Raw genomic sequence first — 15461 nt, 5'->3', positions numbered from 1 at the left:
ATCAGGAAGGAGACGAACGCATGGACATGCTTGTAGGACAACTGCTCACCGGCTTGAGCACCGGATCGATTCTGCTGCTCGCGGCCCTGGGCCTGTCGCTCACCTACGGCCAGATGGGCGTCATCAACATGGCGCACGGCGAGTTCATCATGGCCGGCTGCTACACCGCCTACGTCACCCAGCAGGTGATCGGAGACGCCGGCGTCTCCCTCCTGATCGCCCTCCCCATCGGCTTCCTCGTCGGCGGCCTCATGGGATTCATCCTGGAGGCGCTGCTCATCCGGCGCCTCTACCACCGCCCCCTCGACACCCTCCTGGTGACCTTCGGGGTCGGGCTGATCCTCCAGCAGGTCGCCCGCGACTCGTTCGGGGCCCAGGCGGTCAACGTGTCCGTCCCCGAATTCCTCCGCGGCGGCGTCGACATCCTCGGGACCACCCTCCCCAAGACCCGCCTGTTCATCATGGCGCTCGCCATCGTCGCGGTCACCGCGGTGACGCTGGTCCTGCGCTTCACCCCGGCCGGGCGGCGCATCCGCGCCGTCGTCGGCAACCGCGACCTCGCCGAGACCGCCGGGATCTCCACTCGCAAGGTCGACGCCGCGACCTTCTTCATCGGCTCCGGCCTCGCCGGGATCGCGGGCGTCGCCCTGACTCTCATCGGCTCGACCAGCCCGACGACCGGCCAGTCCTATCTGGTCGACGCGTTCCTGGTCGTCGTCGCCGGCGGCATGGGCCGCATCAAGGGCGCGGTGATCGCCGCGGTGGCGCTCGGCACGCTCCAAGCGGTCTTCGAGACCAACTCGACCGCGTCGCTGGCCAAGGTCGGCGTCTTCATCGTCATCGTCGTCTTCCTCCAGCTGCGCCCCCAGGGCCTGTTCACGCTGCGGACAAGGAGCCTCGCATGAGTGCAGTGAGCAAGTTCTTCCAATCGAAGTTCGGCATCTGGTCCGGCTTCGCCGGCGCCGCCGTGGCCCTGTTCGGAATCATGCCGCTGCTGCTGTCCGGCTTCCGGCTGGGCCTGTTCGCCCAGTTCCTGTGCTACGCGATCGTCGCCGTCGGCATCGGCCTCGCCTGGGGGAGGGGCGGCATGCTCACCCTCGGGCAGGGCGTCTACTTCGGCATGGGCGCCTACCTGATGGCCATGCACCTCAAGATGGCCGACGCGGAGTTCCGCAACGGGCCCGGCGCCGTCCCCGACTTCATGGAGCTCGCCGGCATCCGCTCCCTGCCCGCCTACTGGGCCCCGTTCGCCTCCCCGGTCTTCACCATCGCCGCGATCCTCATCCTCCCCACCGCCTTCGCCGTCCTCCTCGGCCTGGCGGTCTTCAAACGCCGCGTCAAGGGCGCCTACTTCGCGATCCTCTCCCAGGCCCTGGCAGGCGCCTTCGCGATCCTCCTGATCGGACAGCAGTCCCTCGGCGGATTCAACGGCATCTCCCGCTTCCAGTACTTCTTCGGCTACACCATCAACGACCCGGTGAACCAGCAGATGCTGTACTTCATCGTCGCCGCCGTCCTGCTCGCCGTCGTCGCACTCTCGCTCCAGCTGCGCCGCTCCCGCTACGGCGAACTGCTCGTGGCCGTCCGCGACTCCGAGGAACGCGTCCGCTTCCTCGGCTACGACTCGGCGAACATCAAGGTCGTCGCCTACGCGGTCGCCGCGCTGCTCGCCTCGATCGCCGGGGCGCTGTTCGTGCCGGTCGTCGGGATCATCTCCCCGGCCAGCATCGGCATCGTCCCGTCCATCATGTTCATCCTCGGCGTCGCCATCGGCGGCCGCGCCAGCCTCCTCGGGCCGGTCATCGGCGCGCTCGCCGTCGCCTGGGCCCAGACCACCCTCTCCGAGCAGTTCCCCTCGGCGTGGACCTACGCGCAAGGGCTCCTGTTCATCGTCGTCATCGCCCTGCTGCCGGGCGGGATCGCCTCGATCCCCGCGCTGGCCAAGCGTTTCCGATTCAAGAACAATGCCGAAGCCGTGGAGGCGACCGCATGAATGACGTCCTCTTGACCTGCAAGAACATTGAAGTCAGCTTCGACGGCTTCAAGGCCGTCGACGGCGTCGATCTGGAACTTCGCCGCGGCGAGGTCCACTTCCTCATCGGACCCAACGGGGCCGGGAAGACCACCCTCGTCGACGCCATCACCGGCCTGGCCAAGTACACCGGCTCGGTCACCAAGGACGGCGAGGAACTGCGCGGCAAGAAGATCCCGCACATCGCCCGCAAGGGCATCGGCCGCACCTTCCAGACGGCGACGGTGTTCGAGAACCTCACCGTCGCGCAGAACCTCGACATCGCCGCCGGAGCCGGGCGCAGTCCCTGGAGCCTGTTGCGCCGCAGGAAGCACCTGCCGCAGCAGGTGCTCGAGACGATGGAGCGCATCGGCCTGGCCGACCACGCCGGCACCGACGCGGGGATCCTCGCGCACGGCCAGAAGCAGTGGCTCGAGATCGGGATGCTCCTGGTCGGGGACGCCGACGTGCTGCTGTTGGACGAACCGATCGCCGGCATGGGCCACGAGGAGCGCGAGACCACCGGCAAGCTCCTCCACGACATCGCCGCCGACCGCGCCGTCGCCGTGGTCGAGCACGACATGGACTTCATGCGGGCCAATGCCTCCCGCGTGACCGTTCTGCACGCCGGGGCCGTCCTCGCCGCCGGATCGGTCGACGAGGTCTCGACCGATGCCAAGGTCCAGGAGGTCTACCTGGGCACCAGCAACGCCGCACCTTCCGAGACTGCACCTTCCAAAGGTGCTCCCTCTAAAGACATGGAGACCGCCGATGCTCGAGTTGCGTGACCTCTCCTGCGGATATGGCCGCTCGGCCGTCGTCCAAGGGATCGACCTCGAAGTCGGAACCGACGAGGTCGTGTCCATCATGGGCCACAACGGCGCGGGCAAGACCACCCTGCTGCGGGCCGTCGTCGGGCTCATCCCGGCCATGGGCGGCACCGTTGCCCTCGACGGCGCCGACGTCACCGCCAAACCGACGAACAAGCGCGTCAAGGACGGCATGGCCTACGTGCCCCAAGGACAGCAGTGCTTCGCGCACCTGTCCACCCTGGAGAACCTGCGGCTGGTCGCCGACGGCCGGGGGCGCGGCAAGGCCCTCATCGCCGAACAGCTCGACATGTTCCCGGCGCTGAAGGGCCTCCTGGGCCGCCAGGCCGGGCTGCTGTCCGGCGGGCAGCGCCAGCAGCTGGCCATCGCACGCGCCCTCATCACCGAGCCGCGACTGCTCATCCTGGACGAGCCCACCGAGGGCATCCAGCCGAACGTCGTCGCCGAGATCGAAGCCACCGTCGTGGACCTCGCCGCGCGGGGCGGCCTGTCGGTCCTCCTGGTCGAACAGCACCTGGGCTTCGCACTCCAAGCCGCCAGCCGCTACTACGTCCTGCGCGGGGGCCGCATCGCCTCCCACGGCGAGACCGGCTCCGGCGCCGAGACCGACGTCCGGGAGGCGATGGCGATATGACCGTGGAATACGAACCCCTGCCGGAGACGGACGAGCCGCTGGCCGCCCGCGTCTACATGGCCCTGCGCGCCGACCTCATGGCCGGCAAGTACGAGCCGGGCAAGCGCCTCGGCGAGGAGCGCCTGGCCGGGAACTACGGCGTCTCCCGCACCCCCGTACGCGAGGCGCTGAGCCGCCTCAACGCGGACGGCCTCGTCTCGCGCGAGAGCGACGGCCTGTATCCGTACCGACCCCGCATCGACCAGCTCAACGACCTCTACGAGGTCCGCTTGACGCTGGAGCTGCGCGGGCTGGCGCGGGCCGCGGCCGACCCCGAGATCCGGCACGACCGCGACCTGCTCGGCCCCGAACTCGACCGCTGGTACGCGATGCGCCAGTCCCCGCCCGAACCGAGCGCCGGCATGGTCGACGCCGACGAGCGCTACCACCTCACCCTGCTGGCCGCCTCGGGCAACCCGCAGCTGGCCGAGGCGCTCAAGGTCGTCAACAACCGCATCCGCCCGGCCCGCATGTTCGACTACTTCACCGCCGAACGCATGGCCGCGACGATCATCGAGCACATCGAGATCGCCGAAGGCGCCCTCGAAGGCCGCTATGAGGAGTCGACGAAGATCCTCACGCGGCACATCGAGACCTCCCGATCCATAGTGGTCACCCGTGCCGAGGCCGCCCTGTCATGGGCCCGCCTCGCCGGCGCCGTCAGGCCCTGATCCCGCACCCCCGACTCCAGCAAGAACGCAGCTTTGAGAGCGAGACCTACCGTGTTCGACCGCATCCTCATCGCCAACCGAGGCGAGATCTCCCGGCGGATCACCCGCACCGCCCACACCCTCGGCATCGAGACCGTCGCCGTCTACTCCGAAGCCGACGCCGCGTCCCTGCATGTGAGGGACGCCGACGAGGCCGTGTGCGTCGGCCCCGCCGCCCCCGCCGAGTCCTACCTGAACGTCGACGCGATCCTGTCGGCCGCCAAGGACACCGGTGCCCAGGCCGTCCACCCCGGCTACGGGTTCCTCGCCGAGAACGCCGAATTCGCCCGCCGCGTCGCCGAGGCCGGACTCGTCTTCATCGGCCCCACCCCCGAACAGCTCGAACTGTTCGGCGACAAGGTCACCGCCCGCGAGGCCGCGACCGCCGCCGGAGTGCCGCTGGCCGCCGGCACCGCCGCACTCGACAGCGCCGACGAGGCTGTGGCCGCCGCCGCGCGGATCGGCTACCCCGTCATCGTCAAGGCCTCCGCCGGCGGCGGCGGCATCGGCATGCGCGTCGCCGAGAATCCCGCCGAACTGGCCGACGTCTTCACCTCCGTCAAGCGCCTCGCCGCCACCAACTTCGGCGACGATGCCGTCTACCTGGAGCGCTACGTCCGCCGGGCCCGCCACGTCGAGGTCCAGGTCTTCGGCGACGGCGAAGGCCGCGTGGTCAGCCTCGCCGATCGCGACTGCACCCTCCAACGGCGCCACCAGAAGGTCATCGAGGAGGCCCCCGCGCCCGGCCTGCCCGCTGACGTCCGCGAGCAGATGCACACCGCGGCCCGCACGCTGGCCGCCACCGCCGCCTACCGTTCCGCCGGAACCGTCGAGTTCATCTACGACGCCGACCGGGGCGAGGCCTCCTTCCTGGAGTTCAACACCCGCCTCCAGGTCGAGCACCCGGTCACCGAGGCGGTCCTCGGGATCGACCTGGTCGAATGGATGATCCGCGCCGCCGCCGGCGACACCGACTTCCTCGAAGGCGTCCCCGACGCCGGCCCGCCCGTCCAGGGCAGCGCCGTCGAGGCACGCGTCTACGCCGAAGACCCCGCCCGCGACCACCTCCCCAGCGCCGGCCTGCTCACCTGCGCCGAGTTTCCGGCGGCGGTCCGGGTCGACACCTGGATCGAACGCGGCATCGACGTCCCGGCCACCTACGACCCGATGCTCGCCAAGGTGATCACCGCCGGAGCGACCCGCGAGGCCGCCTGGTCGGCGCTCGCCGATGCGCTGGCCGAGACCAGGATCGAGGGCGTCCACACCAACCTCGGGCAGCTGCGCGCCGCCGCGGTCGACCCCCGGGTCGCGGCCGTGGAGCACACCACGAGCACCGTCGCCCACATCGATGACACCAGCCCGCGCATCGACGTGATCGCCCCCGGCGTGCTCACCACCGTCCAGGACTTCCCCGGCCGCATCGGGTACTGGCAGGTCGGCGTCCCGCCGTCGGGCCCCATGGACGACTACTCGTTCCGGCTCGGCAACCGCGCGCTCGGCAATGCCGAAGGCCTGCCCGGCCTGGAGTGCACCATCGCCGGGCCGACCCTGCGGTTCAGCGTCCCGGTCACCGTCTGCGTCACCGGCGCCCCCGCACCGGTCACGCTCGACGGCGAGACCTGCGAGCAGTGGGAGCCGATCGCGGTGCCCTCCGGGAGCGACCTCGCCGTCGGCCAGATCGCCGACGCCGGAGCCCGCGCCTACATCCTCTTCCAAGGCGGCCTTGACGTTCCGACGTTCCTGGGTTCGGCCTCGACCTTCCCGCCCGGCCGCATCGGCGGCTACACCGGCGACCAGCTGCGCACCGGCGACCGGCTCCTGCCCGACCTCGCCGCCGCCACCGGCACCGCCGCACCCGTTCCTGTCGCCGAGCGCCCCTCGTTCAGCCACGACTGGACCCTGGCGGTCACACCCGGCCCCCAGCCCGCGCCGCACTACTTCACCCGCCACGACATGGCGACGGTCTACGACGCCACCTGGAAGGTCCAGGTCCACGCGGGACGCTCCGGGGTCCGTCTCGACGGGCCGCAGCCGAAGTGGGCCAGAACCGATGGGGGAGAGGCGGGTCTGCACCCGTCCAACCTGCACGACAACCCGTACTCGGTCGGCACCGTGAACTTCACCGGCGACACCCCCGCCCTCCTGGGGCCGGACGGGCCGAGCCTGGGCGGCTTCGCCTGCCCGTTCACCGTGACCACATCGGACCGGTGGAAGCTCGGGCAGCTGCGCCCCGGCGACACGGTCACCTTCGTGCCCGTCGCCGAAATCGAGGCCGACCGGCTCCGCGCCGCGCCCGTCTCCGTCCCGGTCCCGCTCATCGGCGCCGCGGACGACGACGCGACGCTCGCGTTCATCGAAGGCAATGCGGACCGCCCCGACGTCGCCTACCGCCGCGCCGGCGACGACGCGATCCTGCTCGAATACGGGCCCATGCACCTCGACCTGGGGCTGCGCATGCGCGTCGGCGCCCTCATGGACTCGCTCGCCGCGGCCGCCCCCGCCGGAATCATCGACACGACCCCCGGCGTCCGCTCCCTCCACCTGCACGTCGACCCCGACGTGCTGTCGATCCGCTCCCTCACCGGCCTGCTGACCGAGCTCGAAGCCGACCTCCCGGTGATCGACGACATGGTGGTGCCGTCCCGCGAGGTGCGGCTGCCCATCTCCTGGAACGACTCCGTAGTGGACGAGGCCATCGCCCGCTACTCCACCAACGTCCGCGACGACGCCCTGTTCAACCCCTCGAACATCGAGTTCATCCGCCGCATCAACGGCCTGGACTCCATCGAGGACGTCGCGAACATCGCCACCGCCGCCGAATGGCTCGTCCTCGGACTCGGCGACGTCTACCTGGGCGCGCCCGCCGCGGTCCCGGTCGACCCGCGCCACCGCCTGGTGACCACCAAGTACAACCCGGCCCGCACCTGGACCGCCGAGGGAACCGTCGGCATCGGCGGCTCCTACATGTGCATCTACGGCATGGACTCCCCGGGCGGCTACCAGCTGGTCGGCCGCACCGCGCCGATCTGGTCGGGCCTGCGCGACCTCGGCTCCTTCAAGGACGGCCTGCCGTGGCTGCTGCGGTTCTTCGACCGCGTCGTGTTCGAACGCGTCTCCGAGGAGGAACTGGTCGACATCCGCCGCGAACTCGCCGCCGGTAGGCGCGAGATCGACATCCGCGATGGCGAATTCGCCTACGCCGACTACCGGCGCCTGCTGGCCGACAACGCCGAATCCATCGACGCGTTCTCCACCCGCCAAGCCGCCGCGTTCGAGGCCGAGAGGCAGCGCTGGGCCGACGCCGGCGAATTCGACCGCGACATGACCGAACCCGACCCGACCGCGGGCGCCGCTGTCGCACTCGAACCGGGTGAGACCCTAGTGGAAGCACCCATGGCCGCCAGTGTGTGGAGAGTCAATGTCGAAGCAGGCGAACAAGTCTCAGCGGGCGAGGCGGTCGTCGTCCTGGAGGCCATGAAGTTGGAGATGCCCGTCACCGCACCGGTGTCCGGCACCGTCACGCGCGTCCTCGCCAAACCCGGCGAGCAGGCCGCGCCCGGCTCGCCGCTGCTGGTCATCGCCGAATAAGCGCGGCAGCACAAGAAGATAGGGGATCGAGTGAACACCATCGAACGGGTCGAGGCGGCCTTCGCGCGCATCGCCGCAACCGACCGGCCGGAGGCGTGGATCGTCCTGCGGGACAAGGCCGACGTGCTCGCCGAGGCCGAGCGGGTGGAGGCCGCGCTGGCGGCGGGGGAGGACCTGCCGCTGGCCGGGAAGGTCTACGCCGCCAAGGACAATATCGATGTCGCCGGGCTCGACACCAGCGCCGCCTGCCCGCCCTTCGCCTACCGGCCCGAGCGGGACGCGACCGCGGTCGCCCGGCTCCGCGCGGCCGGGGCGATCTGCCTGGGCAAGACCAACCTCGACCAGTTCGCGACCGGCCTGGTCGGCACCCGCAGCCCCCACGGGGCCGTCCGCAGCGCCCACGACCCGGCGCTGATCTCCGGCGGCTCGTCGTCCGGCTCGGCCGTGATCGTCGCCCTCGGCGTGGCCGACTTCGCGCTCGGCACCGACACCGCCGGGTCCGGGCGCGTCCCCGCCGCCCTCAACGGGATCGTCGGCATCAAGGCGAGCCTCGGCCTGGTGCCGGTCGACGGCGTCGTCCCCGCCTGCGCCTCCTACGACTGCGTGACCGTCTTCGCCCCCGACCTGGCCGGCGCCGCTGCGGCCATGCGGGTCATGACCGGCCCCAGCGAGGCCGACCCGGCCTCGCGTCCCTGGCCCGCCGACATCGCGTTGGCCGCACCGCCGCGGGCTCGCGTCGCCGTGCCGCGGGCCGACGACCTGGCCCCGCTCGACCCCGCCTTCGTTCCGCTGTGGACCGAGACGCTCGCGAAGGCGGAGGACGCCGGGATCGAGTGCGTCGAGCTCGACGTGCAGCCGCTGCTGCGGGCCGCACTGCTGCTCTATGAGGGTGCCCTGGTGGCCGAGCGGTACGCGGCCTTCGGCGAGTACATCGACGCCTGGCCCGATGCGGTCGATGCGACCGTCGCCGAGATCGTCATGGGCGCCAAGAAGTTCAGCGGCGCCGACCTGGTGGCCGACCAGCAGCGGCTCCGCGCGGCCCGTGTCGAGGCGATGCGCCTGCTCGACGGCTTCGACGCGCTGCTGCTGCCGACCGCGCCGCTGCACCCCCGGATCACTGAGGTCGAGGCCGACCCGATCGCCGTCAACGCCAAGATGGGCACCTACACGAACTTCGTGAACCTGCTCGACATGGCGGCCGTGGCGATCCCCGCCGGGACCGCCGGCACGAAGGGCTTCGGCGTCAGCGTGATCACCCCGGCCTTCGCCGACCAGGTCGCGCTCGACCTGGCCGCGCGGATCACGGGCGAGCCGAGCCCGCTGTTCGCCCCGGCCGAGGCGGAGCTGGTGGTCTTCGGTGCCCACCTCCAAGGCATGCCCCTCAACGGCCAGCTCACCGACCTGGGCGCCCGCCTCGCCGGCGAGGTCGCGACCGCCCCGGCCTACCGCATGTACGCGCTGAAGATCGAGCCGCCCAAGCCGGTCGTGGTCAGGACGGCCAGAGGCGTCTCCCTGCCCGGCGAGCGCTGGCTGCTGAGCCCGACCGCGCTGGGCCGCTTCCTGACCGCACTGCCCGAGCCGATGACGCTCGGCAAGGTCGAACTGGACGACGGCACCCTGGCCACCGGGTTCGTCACCACGGTGCCCTTCGGCACCGACATCACCGCCGCCGGAGGCTGGAGGGCCCACCAGGCGGCGTGACCGGGGACGACCGGCGGGACGCCTCGCGCGTCCCGCCGCGAAGCCGCACCCACGCCGGCCCGTCGGCCTTGCGCGGGCCCGACCGGGTTCCCTTGAACCACCAGCCCAAGGCCACCGACAAGGCGACGACCGACGTCACCGTCGTGGCCGCGGAGAAGAGCCCCGCCCCGAAGATCCAGCCGATGAGCAGACCGACGCCGACCATGTACGAAGCCCACGCGACTCCCGCCATCGCCGCCATGTTCGAGTGCCGGTAGTTCGGCGCGGCCACGGCCGCCCAGGCCAGCGCCGTCCTGCCCGCGGGCAGGAATCTGGCGATGACCGTCGTCCGGCGCGGCCGGTGCCGCAGTGTTTCGCGCAGCTTGATTTCGAGGCGGGTGATCCTGGCGGAGTTGAGGATCGGCTTTCGCATCCTGGCCCTGGTATGACGGAGGGCGTGGTAGCCCAGCACGTCGCCGAGCCAGGAGGCGAGCGCGGCCCAGGCGATCAGGCTCGCGATCAGGAGCTCATCGCCGACGAGGAAGCCGGCGAGGGTCGCGACGGCGGTGGCGCTCGGGATCATCGGCACGAAGAAGTCGGCGATGACCAGTGCGGCCAGCAGGAGGGCCACGATCGGCAGGCCGAGGCTCATCGCGTCGCCGTCCCCTTGGTGCGCCTGCGCATCAGACGCAGGACGATGACCGCGGCCACGACCGCTGCGACCGCGGTCAACACCGGGAGCGTCGCCCGTTCGGCGATTTGGAGGAACGCCGGTCCGAGAGTGGCACCGCCGAGGACCCACAGCAGCGACCACACGAGGGCGGCGATGCCCGTGGCGGGCGCGAAGCGTCGGTAACGGATCTGTGATGCGCCGGCCGCCGCGGCGACCAGCGTGCGGATGCCCGGCAGCAGACGGGCGACGACGATGACGCCGACGCCGCGTCGTTCGACGAAGCGGCCGGCTTGATGCCACCGCTCCATGCCGATCCTGCGCACGGCGCGGGTGTCGGCGATTCTCGTGCCGAGTCTTCTGCCGATGGCGAAGCCGAAGTGGTCGCCGATGAAGGCTCCCGCGGCGGCGGCGAACACGGCGGCGAACAGCAGTGGACTTTCGGCGAGGACGATGGCGGCGAGGACGAGGGCGGTCTCGGCGGGTACGAGCGCGCCGAGACCGAAGACCGCCTCGACTGCCGATACGACGAAGACGAACGCGAGCACTGCGGGGCCGTGTTCGCCTGCGGCGTCGAGGAACTGGGTGAATTGGTCGAGCATGCGGCAACGCTAAGCGGGGTCGGGCACCGTCAGGCAGTGCTGAAGGCGAGGCGAAGCACTAACGAAAGCGAGTGCCGCATTCGATTCCGCCTCCCTATCTTGGAGAGGTGTTCGACAATGATGCGTCTTCGCGGCCCCGGCTCGCGCGTGCGGCGACCTGGGCGGTCGCCGCCGTCGCGGGTGTCCTCCTCGGTGCCGTCCTGTTCTGGTCGGTGCAGTTCAACGAAGTGGGCCTGGCGATCAATATGATCGTCGTGGGCTTGGCCGTCGGCTTCCTGAAGCCGCCCTGGCCGCTCGTGGTGATCGCCGCGGCGGCGATGCTCGGGACCATGACCGTGCTCGGACATCAGTCGTGGTCGAACGCCTTGGCCGGTTTCTTCTTCGGCATCGTCTATGCCTTCGGTTTCCTCGTCGTCATCTTGATCATGACCGCGGTGCGAGCCCGGCGGAGCTTCCTCCAGCGCGGCTGGGACCTGGCCTTCGCCGAGGCACGGGAGCACGATGCGCGCGTCGAGCGGGCCGTGGCATTGGAGCGCGAGGCGATGGCCGGCGAGATGCACGACGGCCTGGGGCACCGGTTGACTCTGATCGCCGTCCAGGCCGCCCGCCTCTCCCTCGATGAGGAGCTGCCGCCGCGGGCGAGGGCCGAGATGGAGAGCATCAGGGCGAACGCGGCCGCCGCGGCGGACGAGTTGGGCGAGACGGTCGGGCTGCTGACGGGACGGACGTCCGCCGTCACGGCATCCCTGAGCGGACTTGGCATCGAAGACGTGATCGAGCGCGCGCGGGCCTCCGGCGTCTCGGTGCGAAGCACGATCGCGCCCGCCGTCGAGTCCGCCGCCAATGACTACACCCGTGCCGCGCTGCTCCGGGCGCTCCAGGAAGGGCTCACCAACGCCGCCAAGCACGCGCCGGACGCCGAGGTGCGGATCGCCGTCGACGCCGTCGGCGACGAGGTGGTGCTGGAGATGCGCAACGCGGCGGCTTCGCCGCGTCCTGCAGCCGGTCCGAGCGGCCATGGCCTCGTCGCGCTGCGGCACCGGGCCGCCATCCTCGGCGGCAGTCTCGAAGCGGAGGACGGTGAGGACTTCACCCTGATCCTGCGGCTGCCGTGTTCGTCGATGCCGTCGCCGACCGCGACACGACCCCAGCCCTCGCGCATCGATGTGCTCGTCGAAGAGGCCGCGGGCGCCAAACGGCACGGTCACCTGGCGACGAGGCTGGCGTGGATGGTTCCGGCCGCGGGGCTCGTCGTCTCGGCTCTGGTGGTGGCCGGATACTTCGTGTACCACAATGTCGGCTCGACACTGCCCGCCGAGAGCTTCGCGGCCATCGAAGTCGGCGACACCCGGGAAGCGACGGAACGGGTGCTCCCCGCGGTGGACATGCTCGATGAGCCGGACGCGGTCCTTCCCGAACCTCCAGGCGCGACCTGCAACTACTACGAAGCCTCCGTCAGCTTCTTCGAACGCGTCGACGTCTACCGGGTCTGCTTCGCGGACGACCGGGTCGTCTCCACTGATACGATCCCGCCCTCATGACCGCATCGCTCCCCGAACTCCCAGAGCCCCAACAGGACTCCCCAGTGCGAGTGCTGCTGGCCGACGACGACCGGCTCGTCCGCGCGGGAATCGCCGGCATCCTCGCCACCGCCCCCGGCATCGAGGTCACCGCTGAGGCCTCCGACGGGGTCGAGGCCCTCGACCTGGCCCGCCGGCACCTGCTGGAGGTGATCCTCCTCGACATCCAGATGCCCCGACTCGACGGCATCCGCGTGCTCGAACAGCTCGGCCGCGAGAGCCCGGCCGTGCCGGTCGCGATGCTGACCACCTTCTCCGACGAGACGTACATCGCCGAGGCCGTCAGACTCGGCGCTCTCGGATTCTTCCTCAAATCCGACGACCCCCACCACTTGATCGCGGGCGTGCGCGCGCTGGCGGCCGGCGGTGCCGCGTTCTCTCCACGGGTCGGGCGCTGGCTGCTACGCCAGCAGACCGGCGGACGCTCCGATCGCGCCGCCCGGGCCCGTTCCCGGGTCGAAGCCCTCACACCTCGGCAGCGCGATCTGCTCGCTGGAATCGGGAAGGGACAGTCCAACGCCCAGATCGCGAGGGCCCTGCATCTGTCCGAAGGCACGGTCAAGCAGTATCTGAGCGCGCTCTTCACCGCCCTCGGCATCGACAACCGGGTGCAGGCGGCGATCATCGCCTACGAGGCCGGTCTCGACGCCGACAACGACGGTACGGTTCGATGAATTCCAGTGCCGGGGCTCGTCTCTGTAGGTGAGCCATTCCCGCCTATAGGAGCGTGCATTCATGAATGAGACCGCGATCGAATTCCGTCCCGCCACCGAACAGGTAGCAGCTCTGCTGAAGGGCGTCGACGACCAGCGGCTGTCCGACCCCACGCCCTGCCAGGAGTTCACGCTCGGCGCGCTGCTGAACCACCTGCTCGGACTGACCCAGGCGTTCACCAGCGCCGCGCGGAAGGAACGCGGGCCCCACACCGACACTCCGCCGGGCCTGCCGACGTCGGACCTCGACCCGCAGTGGCGAACGACCCTCTCAGACCGCCTGGACACCCTCGCCGCGGCCTGGAGCGACCCCGAGGCATGGACCGGCGAGACCACCGCGGGCGGTGTCACCCTGCCCGCCGAGATCATGGGCTTGGTGGCGTACAACGAGGTCGCCATCCACGGCTGGGACCTCTCCCGCGCCACCGGACAGCACTACGCACTACCGCCCGAGGCGGTCGAGCTGCTGCTGGAATTCGATGGCCAGGACGCCGACGATGAGGCCGCCCGGGCGGGCATCTACGGCCCGGTCTTCGAGGTCGATCCCGATGCCGCGCCCCTGGACCGGCTCATCGGCATCACCGGCCGAAACCCCGCGTGGCGGCCCGATCGAGCGGCCTGACCTGAGGGCGGCGGCCCACCTCCGAGGCCGACTCGATCGGATGTCGGAGGTCCGTGGCACCATCGCGGACATGGATCACTCCCTACTCCAATCCCACCTGGTCACCGAGGCCGCCGCTCTCAGGGCCGCTGCGCTCCGCGCCGAACCCGACGCCAAGGTGCCCTCGTGCCCCGAATGGACCGCTACCGACCTGCTCGACCACGTCACCGAGGTTTACGACCACAAGATCCAGTGCATGCGGCTCCTGCGTGAACCCGCCGACGAGGACATGCCCGTCCGCGAGGGCGCTGCCGTCGCACGCTTCGACGCCGCGCTGGCCGAGCTGCTCGCCGAGTTCGACGCCCGCGGGCCCGAGACCTTGTCCTTCACCTGGTACGGCCCCGACCAGTCCGTCGGATTCTGGATCCGCCGCATGGCGCAGGAGACCGCGGTCCACCGCGCCGATGCCGAACTGGCCGCGGGGGAGCCGATCGGGACGGTCGATCCCGCCCTGGCCCGCGACGGGATCGACGAGATGGTGACCGTCATGCTCGAATGGGGCTCCATCGCCTTCCATGAGTACGTGGCCGAGACCCTCACCGCCAACAGCGACCTGGTCGTAGCGATCGACACCGGCGAGTGCTCCTGGACCGTGCGGATCAGCCCCGAACGGGTCGCGGTCGAAGACGGCGTCGCCGACGATGCGCAGGCGACCGTCTCCGGCAGCCCGAGCGAGGCCCTGATGTGGCTGTGGCGGCGCACCGGCCCCGACGCCCTCGCCGTCCAAGGCGACCGAAGCAGTGCCGCGGCGCTCCACGACCTGATCTCGGAGTTCACACAGTAAACACGGAAGGGCTCGAAGCGCAGCCGGGACGTCTCCGGACGTCCCGGCTCAGCGGACCGTCGGAGTCGGCGCGTCGCGACGTCTCGGAGGCCTGAGCGCGCCGAGATAGACGCCGAAGAGGATCAGCGGCGCGCCCAGCAGCAGCGACCAGGTGAGCGGCTCATCGTCGAGCCAGGCCGAAAGCATGATCGTCACGACCGGGATCACCACGAACACGTATGAGGTCCGCGAGGCGCCCCAGCGGCCGATGAGCAGCACATAGAACACGAACGTCAGGACCGAACCGGCGAAGACCAGGTAGGCCAGCGCCCACCAGGTCTCGGCGAGCCGGGGGAGCTCCCACCGGTCGCCGACGGTGAACGAGGCCGCGAACAGCGCGATTGCCGCGGCGGTCATGCCCACGGCGTTCAAGGTGATCGGATGGATTCGGGGGAGCCGGTGGGCGAGCACGGCCGCCTCGGCGAAGGCCATGACCGCGCCCAAGACCGCGAGCAGCGCCAGCAGCGGTACCGCCTCGCGCAGCGGCGCCTGGGAGATCACGGCGACTCCGGCGGCCGCGAAGAGGACGCCGACCAACAGCGCCGGTCGGAACTGTTCCTGGCGCTGGCCCACCGACAGCAGCAGGGTCACCAGGGGCACCATCGACAGGATCGTCTGGCCGAGCCCGGCGTGGATATAGACCAGGGCGTAATAGGCCAGGGAGAAGGTGACGCCGAAGTTGAGCAGCCCGAACGCGATCGCACCCGCGAGTGCGCGTCCGTGCGGCATCGGGAGCCTGCGGGCGGACATGAGCGCCATGAGCAGCAGCGCGGCGGCTCCGAACCGCAAAGAAGCGCCCCAGAGCGGGTCCAGCTCCCGGTTGCTGAACCTGATGCCGACCGCATTGCCCCCGGCGAAGATCGACACCCCGACGAACAGGGCCAGCCCGACGCGGTCGCTGACACCTCGCATGTCCTCAC

14 protein-coding genes are annotated in these 15461 nt (G+C 70.6%); 11 read left to right on the top strand and 3 right to left on the bottom strand.

All coding sequences use genetic code 11. From position 1 onward, the window contains the following. The first annotated feature begins 20 nt into the window (after positions 1–20). Genes urtB through atzF form a run of 7 tightly spaced genes read left to right on the top strand, consistent with a single transcriptional unit; the run spans position 21 to position 9513 of the window. Entirely contained in the window at positions 21–905 is an 885-nt protein-coding gene (gene urtB, locus FAB82_RS25560; RefSeq protein WP_136537388.1) for an urea ABC transporter permease subunit UrtB, read from the top strand. Beyond that, positions 902–1993 (top strand): urea ABC transporter permease subunit UrtC, encoded by a 1092-nt coding sequence (gene urtC, locus FAB82_RS25555; protein ID WP_136537387.1) that lies wholly within the window; start codon positions 902–904, stop codon positions 1991–1993. Before urtB ends, urtC begins: the two co-directional genes overlap by 4 nt. Then, positions 1990–2799: an urea ABC transporter ATP-binding protein UrtD gene (gene urtD, locus FAB82_RS25550; protein WP_136537386.1), complete on the top strand. Its 810-nt coding sequence runs from the start codon at positions 1990–1992 to the stop codon at positions 2797–2799. The genes urtC and urtD overlap by 4 nt, the downstream gene beginning before the upstream one ends. Continuing rightward, complete coding sequence (gene urtE, locus FAB82_RS25545) at positions 2783–3475, top strand: urea ABC transporter ATP-binding subunit UrtE (protein WP_136537385.1); 693 nt, start codon at positions 2783–2785, stop codon at positions 3473–3475. Before urtD ends, urtE begins: the two co-directional genes overlap by 17 nt. Further along, entirely contained in the window at positions 3472–4185 is a 714-nt protein-coding gene (locus tag FAB82_RS25540) for a GntR family transcriptional regulator (protein ID WP_136537384.1), read from the top strand. Before urtE ends, FAB82_RS25540 begins: the two co-directional genes overlap by 4 nt. 51 nt (positions 4186–4236) lie before the next feature. Beyond that, positions 4237–7812, top strand: a complete 3576-nt coding sequence (gene uca / locus FAB82_RS25535) for an urea carboxylase (RefSeq protein WP_136537581.1) — start codon at positions 4237–4239, stop codon at positions 7810–7812. A 30-nt stretch (positions 7813–7842) separates the two neighbouring features. Beyond that, positions 7843–9513, top strand: coding sequence for an allophanate hydrolase (gene atzF / locus FAB82_RS25530; RefSeq protein ID WP_136537383.1), 1671 nt, complete (start codon positions 7843–7845; stop codon positions 9511–9513). Here the strand turns inward: atzF and FAB82_RS25525 are convergent. Both FAB82_RS25525 and FAB82_RS25520 read right to left on the bottom strand, forming a co-directional pair. Then, on the bottom strand, positions 9473–10144 hold the full coding sequence (locus FAB82_RS25525) for a DedA family protein (RefSeq protein WP_136537382.1): 672 nt from the start codon (positions 10142–10144) through the stop codon (positions 9473–9475). The two genes, atzF and FAB82_RS25525, sit on opposite strands and share 41 nt — an antisense overlap. Then, positions 10141–10764 (bottom strand): DedA family protein, encoded by a 624-nt coding sequence (locus tag FAB82_RS25520; RefSeq protein WP_136537381.1) that lies wholly within the window; start codon positions 10762–10764, stop codon positions 10141–10143. Before FAB82_RS25520 ends, FAB82_RS25525 begins: the two co-directional genes overlap by 4 nt. A gap of 107 nt (positions 10765–10871) precedes the next feature. Between FAB82_RS25520 and FAB82_RS25515 the strand changes: the two genes are divergently transcribed. The 4 genes from FAB82_RS25515 to FAB82_RS25500 all read left to right on the top strand — a co-directional run bounded on the left by FAB82_RS25515 (position 10872) and on the right by FAB82_RS25500 (position 14502). After that, positions 10872–12305, top strand: a complete 1434-nt coding sequence (locus FAB82_RS25515; RefSeq protein WP_136537380.1) for a sensor histidine kinase — start codon at positions 10872–10874, stop codon at positions 12303–12305. Further along, positions 12302–13018 (top strand): response regulator, encoded by a 717-nt coding sequence (locus FAB82_RS25510; protein WP_136537379.1) that lies wholly within the window; start codon positions 12302–12304, stop codon positions 13016–13018. Before FAB82_RS25515 ends, FAB82_RS25510 begins: the two co-directional genes overlap by 4 nt. Before the next feature lie 61 nt (positions 13019–13079). After that, positions 13080–13679: a TIGR03086 family metal-binding protein gene (locus FAB82_RS25505; protein ID WP_136537378.1), complete on the top strand. Its 600-nt coding sequence runs from the start codon at positions 13080–13082 to the stop codon at positions 13677–13679. A gap of 70 nt (positions 13680–13749) precedes the next feature. Beyond that, complete coding sequence (locus tag FAB82_RS25500) at positions 13750–14502, top strand: maleylpyruvate isomerase family mycothiol-dependent enzyme (RefSeq protein ID WP_168801769.1); 753 nt, start codon at positions 13750–13752, stop codon at positions 14500–14502. A gap of 48 nt (positions 14503–14550) precedes the next feature. Here FAB82_RS25500 and FAB82_RS25495 read toward each other — a convergent pair whose 3' ends face one another. Continuing rightward, the gene (locus tag FAB82_RS25495) at positions 14551–15453 is read right to left on the bottom strand and encodes a DMT family transporter (RefSeq protein ID WP_136537376.1); all 903 of its coding nucleotides are present in this window, start codon (positions 15451–15453) and stop codon (positions 14551–14553) included. Positions 15454–15461 lie beyond the last annotated feature (8 nt).

Source organism: Glycomyces buryatensis, from assembly GCF_004912275.1.
Classification (GTDB): domain Bacteria; phylum Actinomycetota; class Actinomycetes; order Mycobacteriales; family Micromonosporaceae; genus Glycomyces; species Glycomyces buryatensis.
Note: the sequence above shows the minus strand (reverse complement) of the source record. Positions and strands in the feature narration are given on the sequence as shown.

Bases quoted from the DNA above. Each gene is read 5' to 3' on its own strand.
- urtB (WP_136537388.1), top strand. From the start codon at position 21: ATGGACATGCTTGTAGGACAACTGCTCACCGGCTTGAGCACCGGATCG.
- FAB82_RS25505 (WP_136537378.1), top strand. From the start codon at position 13,080: ATGAATGAGACCGCGATCGAATTCCGTCCCGCCACCGAACAGGTAGCA.
- FAB82_RS25510 (WP_136537379.1), top strand. From the start codon at position 12,302: ATGACCGCATCGCTCCCCGAACTCCCAGAGCCCCAACAGGACTCCCCA.
- FAB82_RS25540 (WP_136537384.1), top strand. From the start codon at position 3,472: ATGACCGTGGAATACGAACCCCTGCCGGAGACGGACGAGCCGCTGGCC.
- FAB82_RS25500 (WP_168801769.1), top strand. From the start codon at position 13,750: ATGGATCACTCCCTACTCCAATCCCACCTGGTCACCGAGGCCGCCGCT.
- urtE (WP_136537385.1), top strand. From the start codon at position 2,783: ATGCTCGAGTTGCGTGACCTCTCCTGCGGATATGGCCGCTCGGCCGTC.
- urtD (WP_136537386.1), top strand. From the start codon at position 1,990: ATGAATGACGTCCTCTTGACCTGCAAGAACATTGAAGTCAGCTTCGAC.
- FAB82_RS25520 (WP_136537381.1), bottom strand. From the start codon at position 10,764: ATGCTCGACCAATTCACCCAGTTCCTCGACGCCGCAGGCGAACACGGC.
- urtC (WP_136537387.1), top strand. From the start codon at position 902: ATGAGTGCAGTGAGCAAGTTCTTCCAATCGAAGTTCGGCATCTGGTCC.
- FAB82_RS25525 (WP_136537382.1), bottom strand. From the start codon at position 10,144: ATGAGCCTCGGCCTGCCGATCGTGGCCCTCCTGCTGGCCGCACTGGTC.
- FAB82_RS25495 (WP_136537376.1), bottom strand. From the start codon at position 15,453: ATGCGAGGTGTCAGCGACCGCGTCGGGCTGGCCCTGTTCGTCGGGGTG.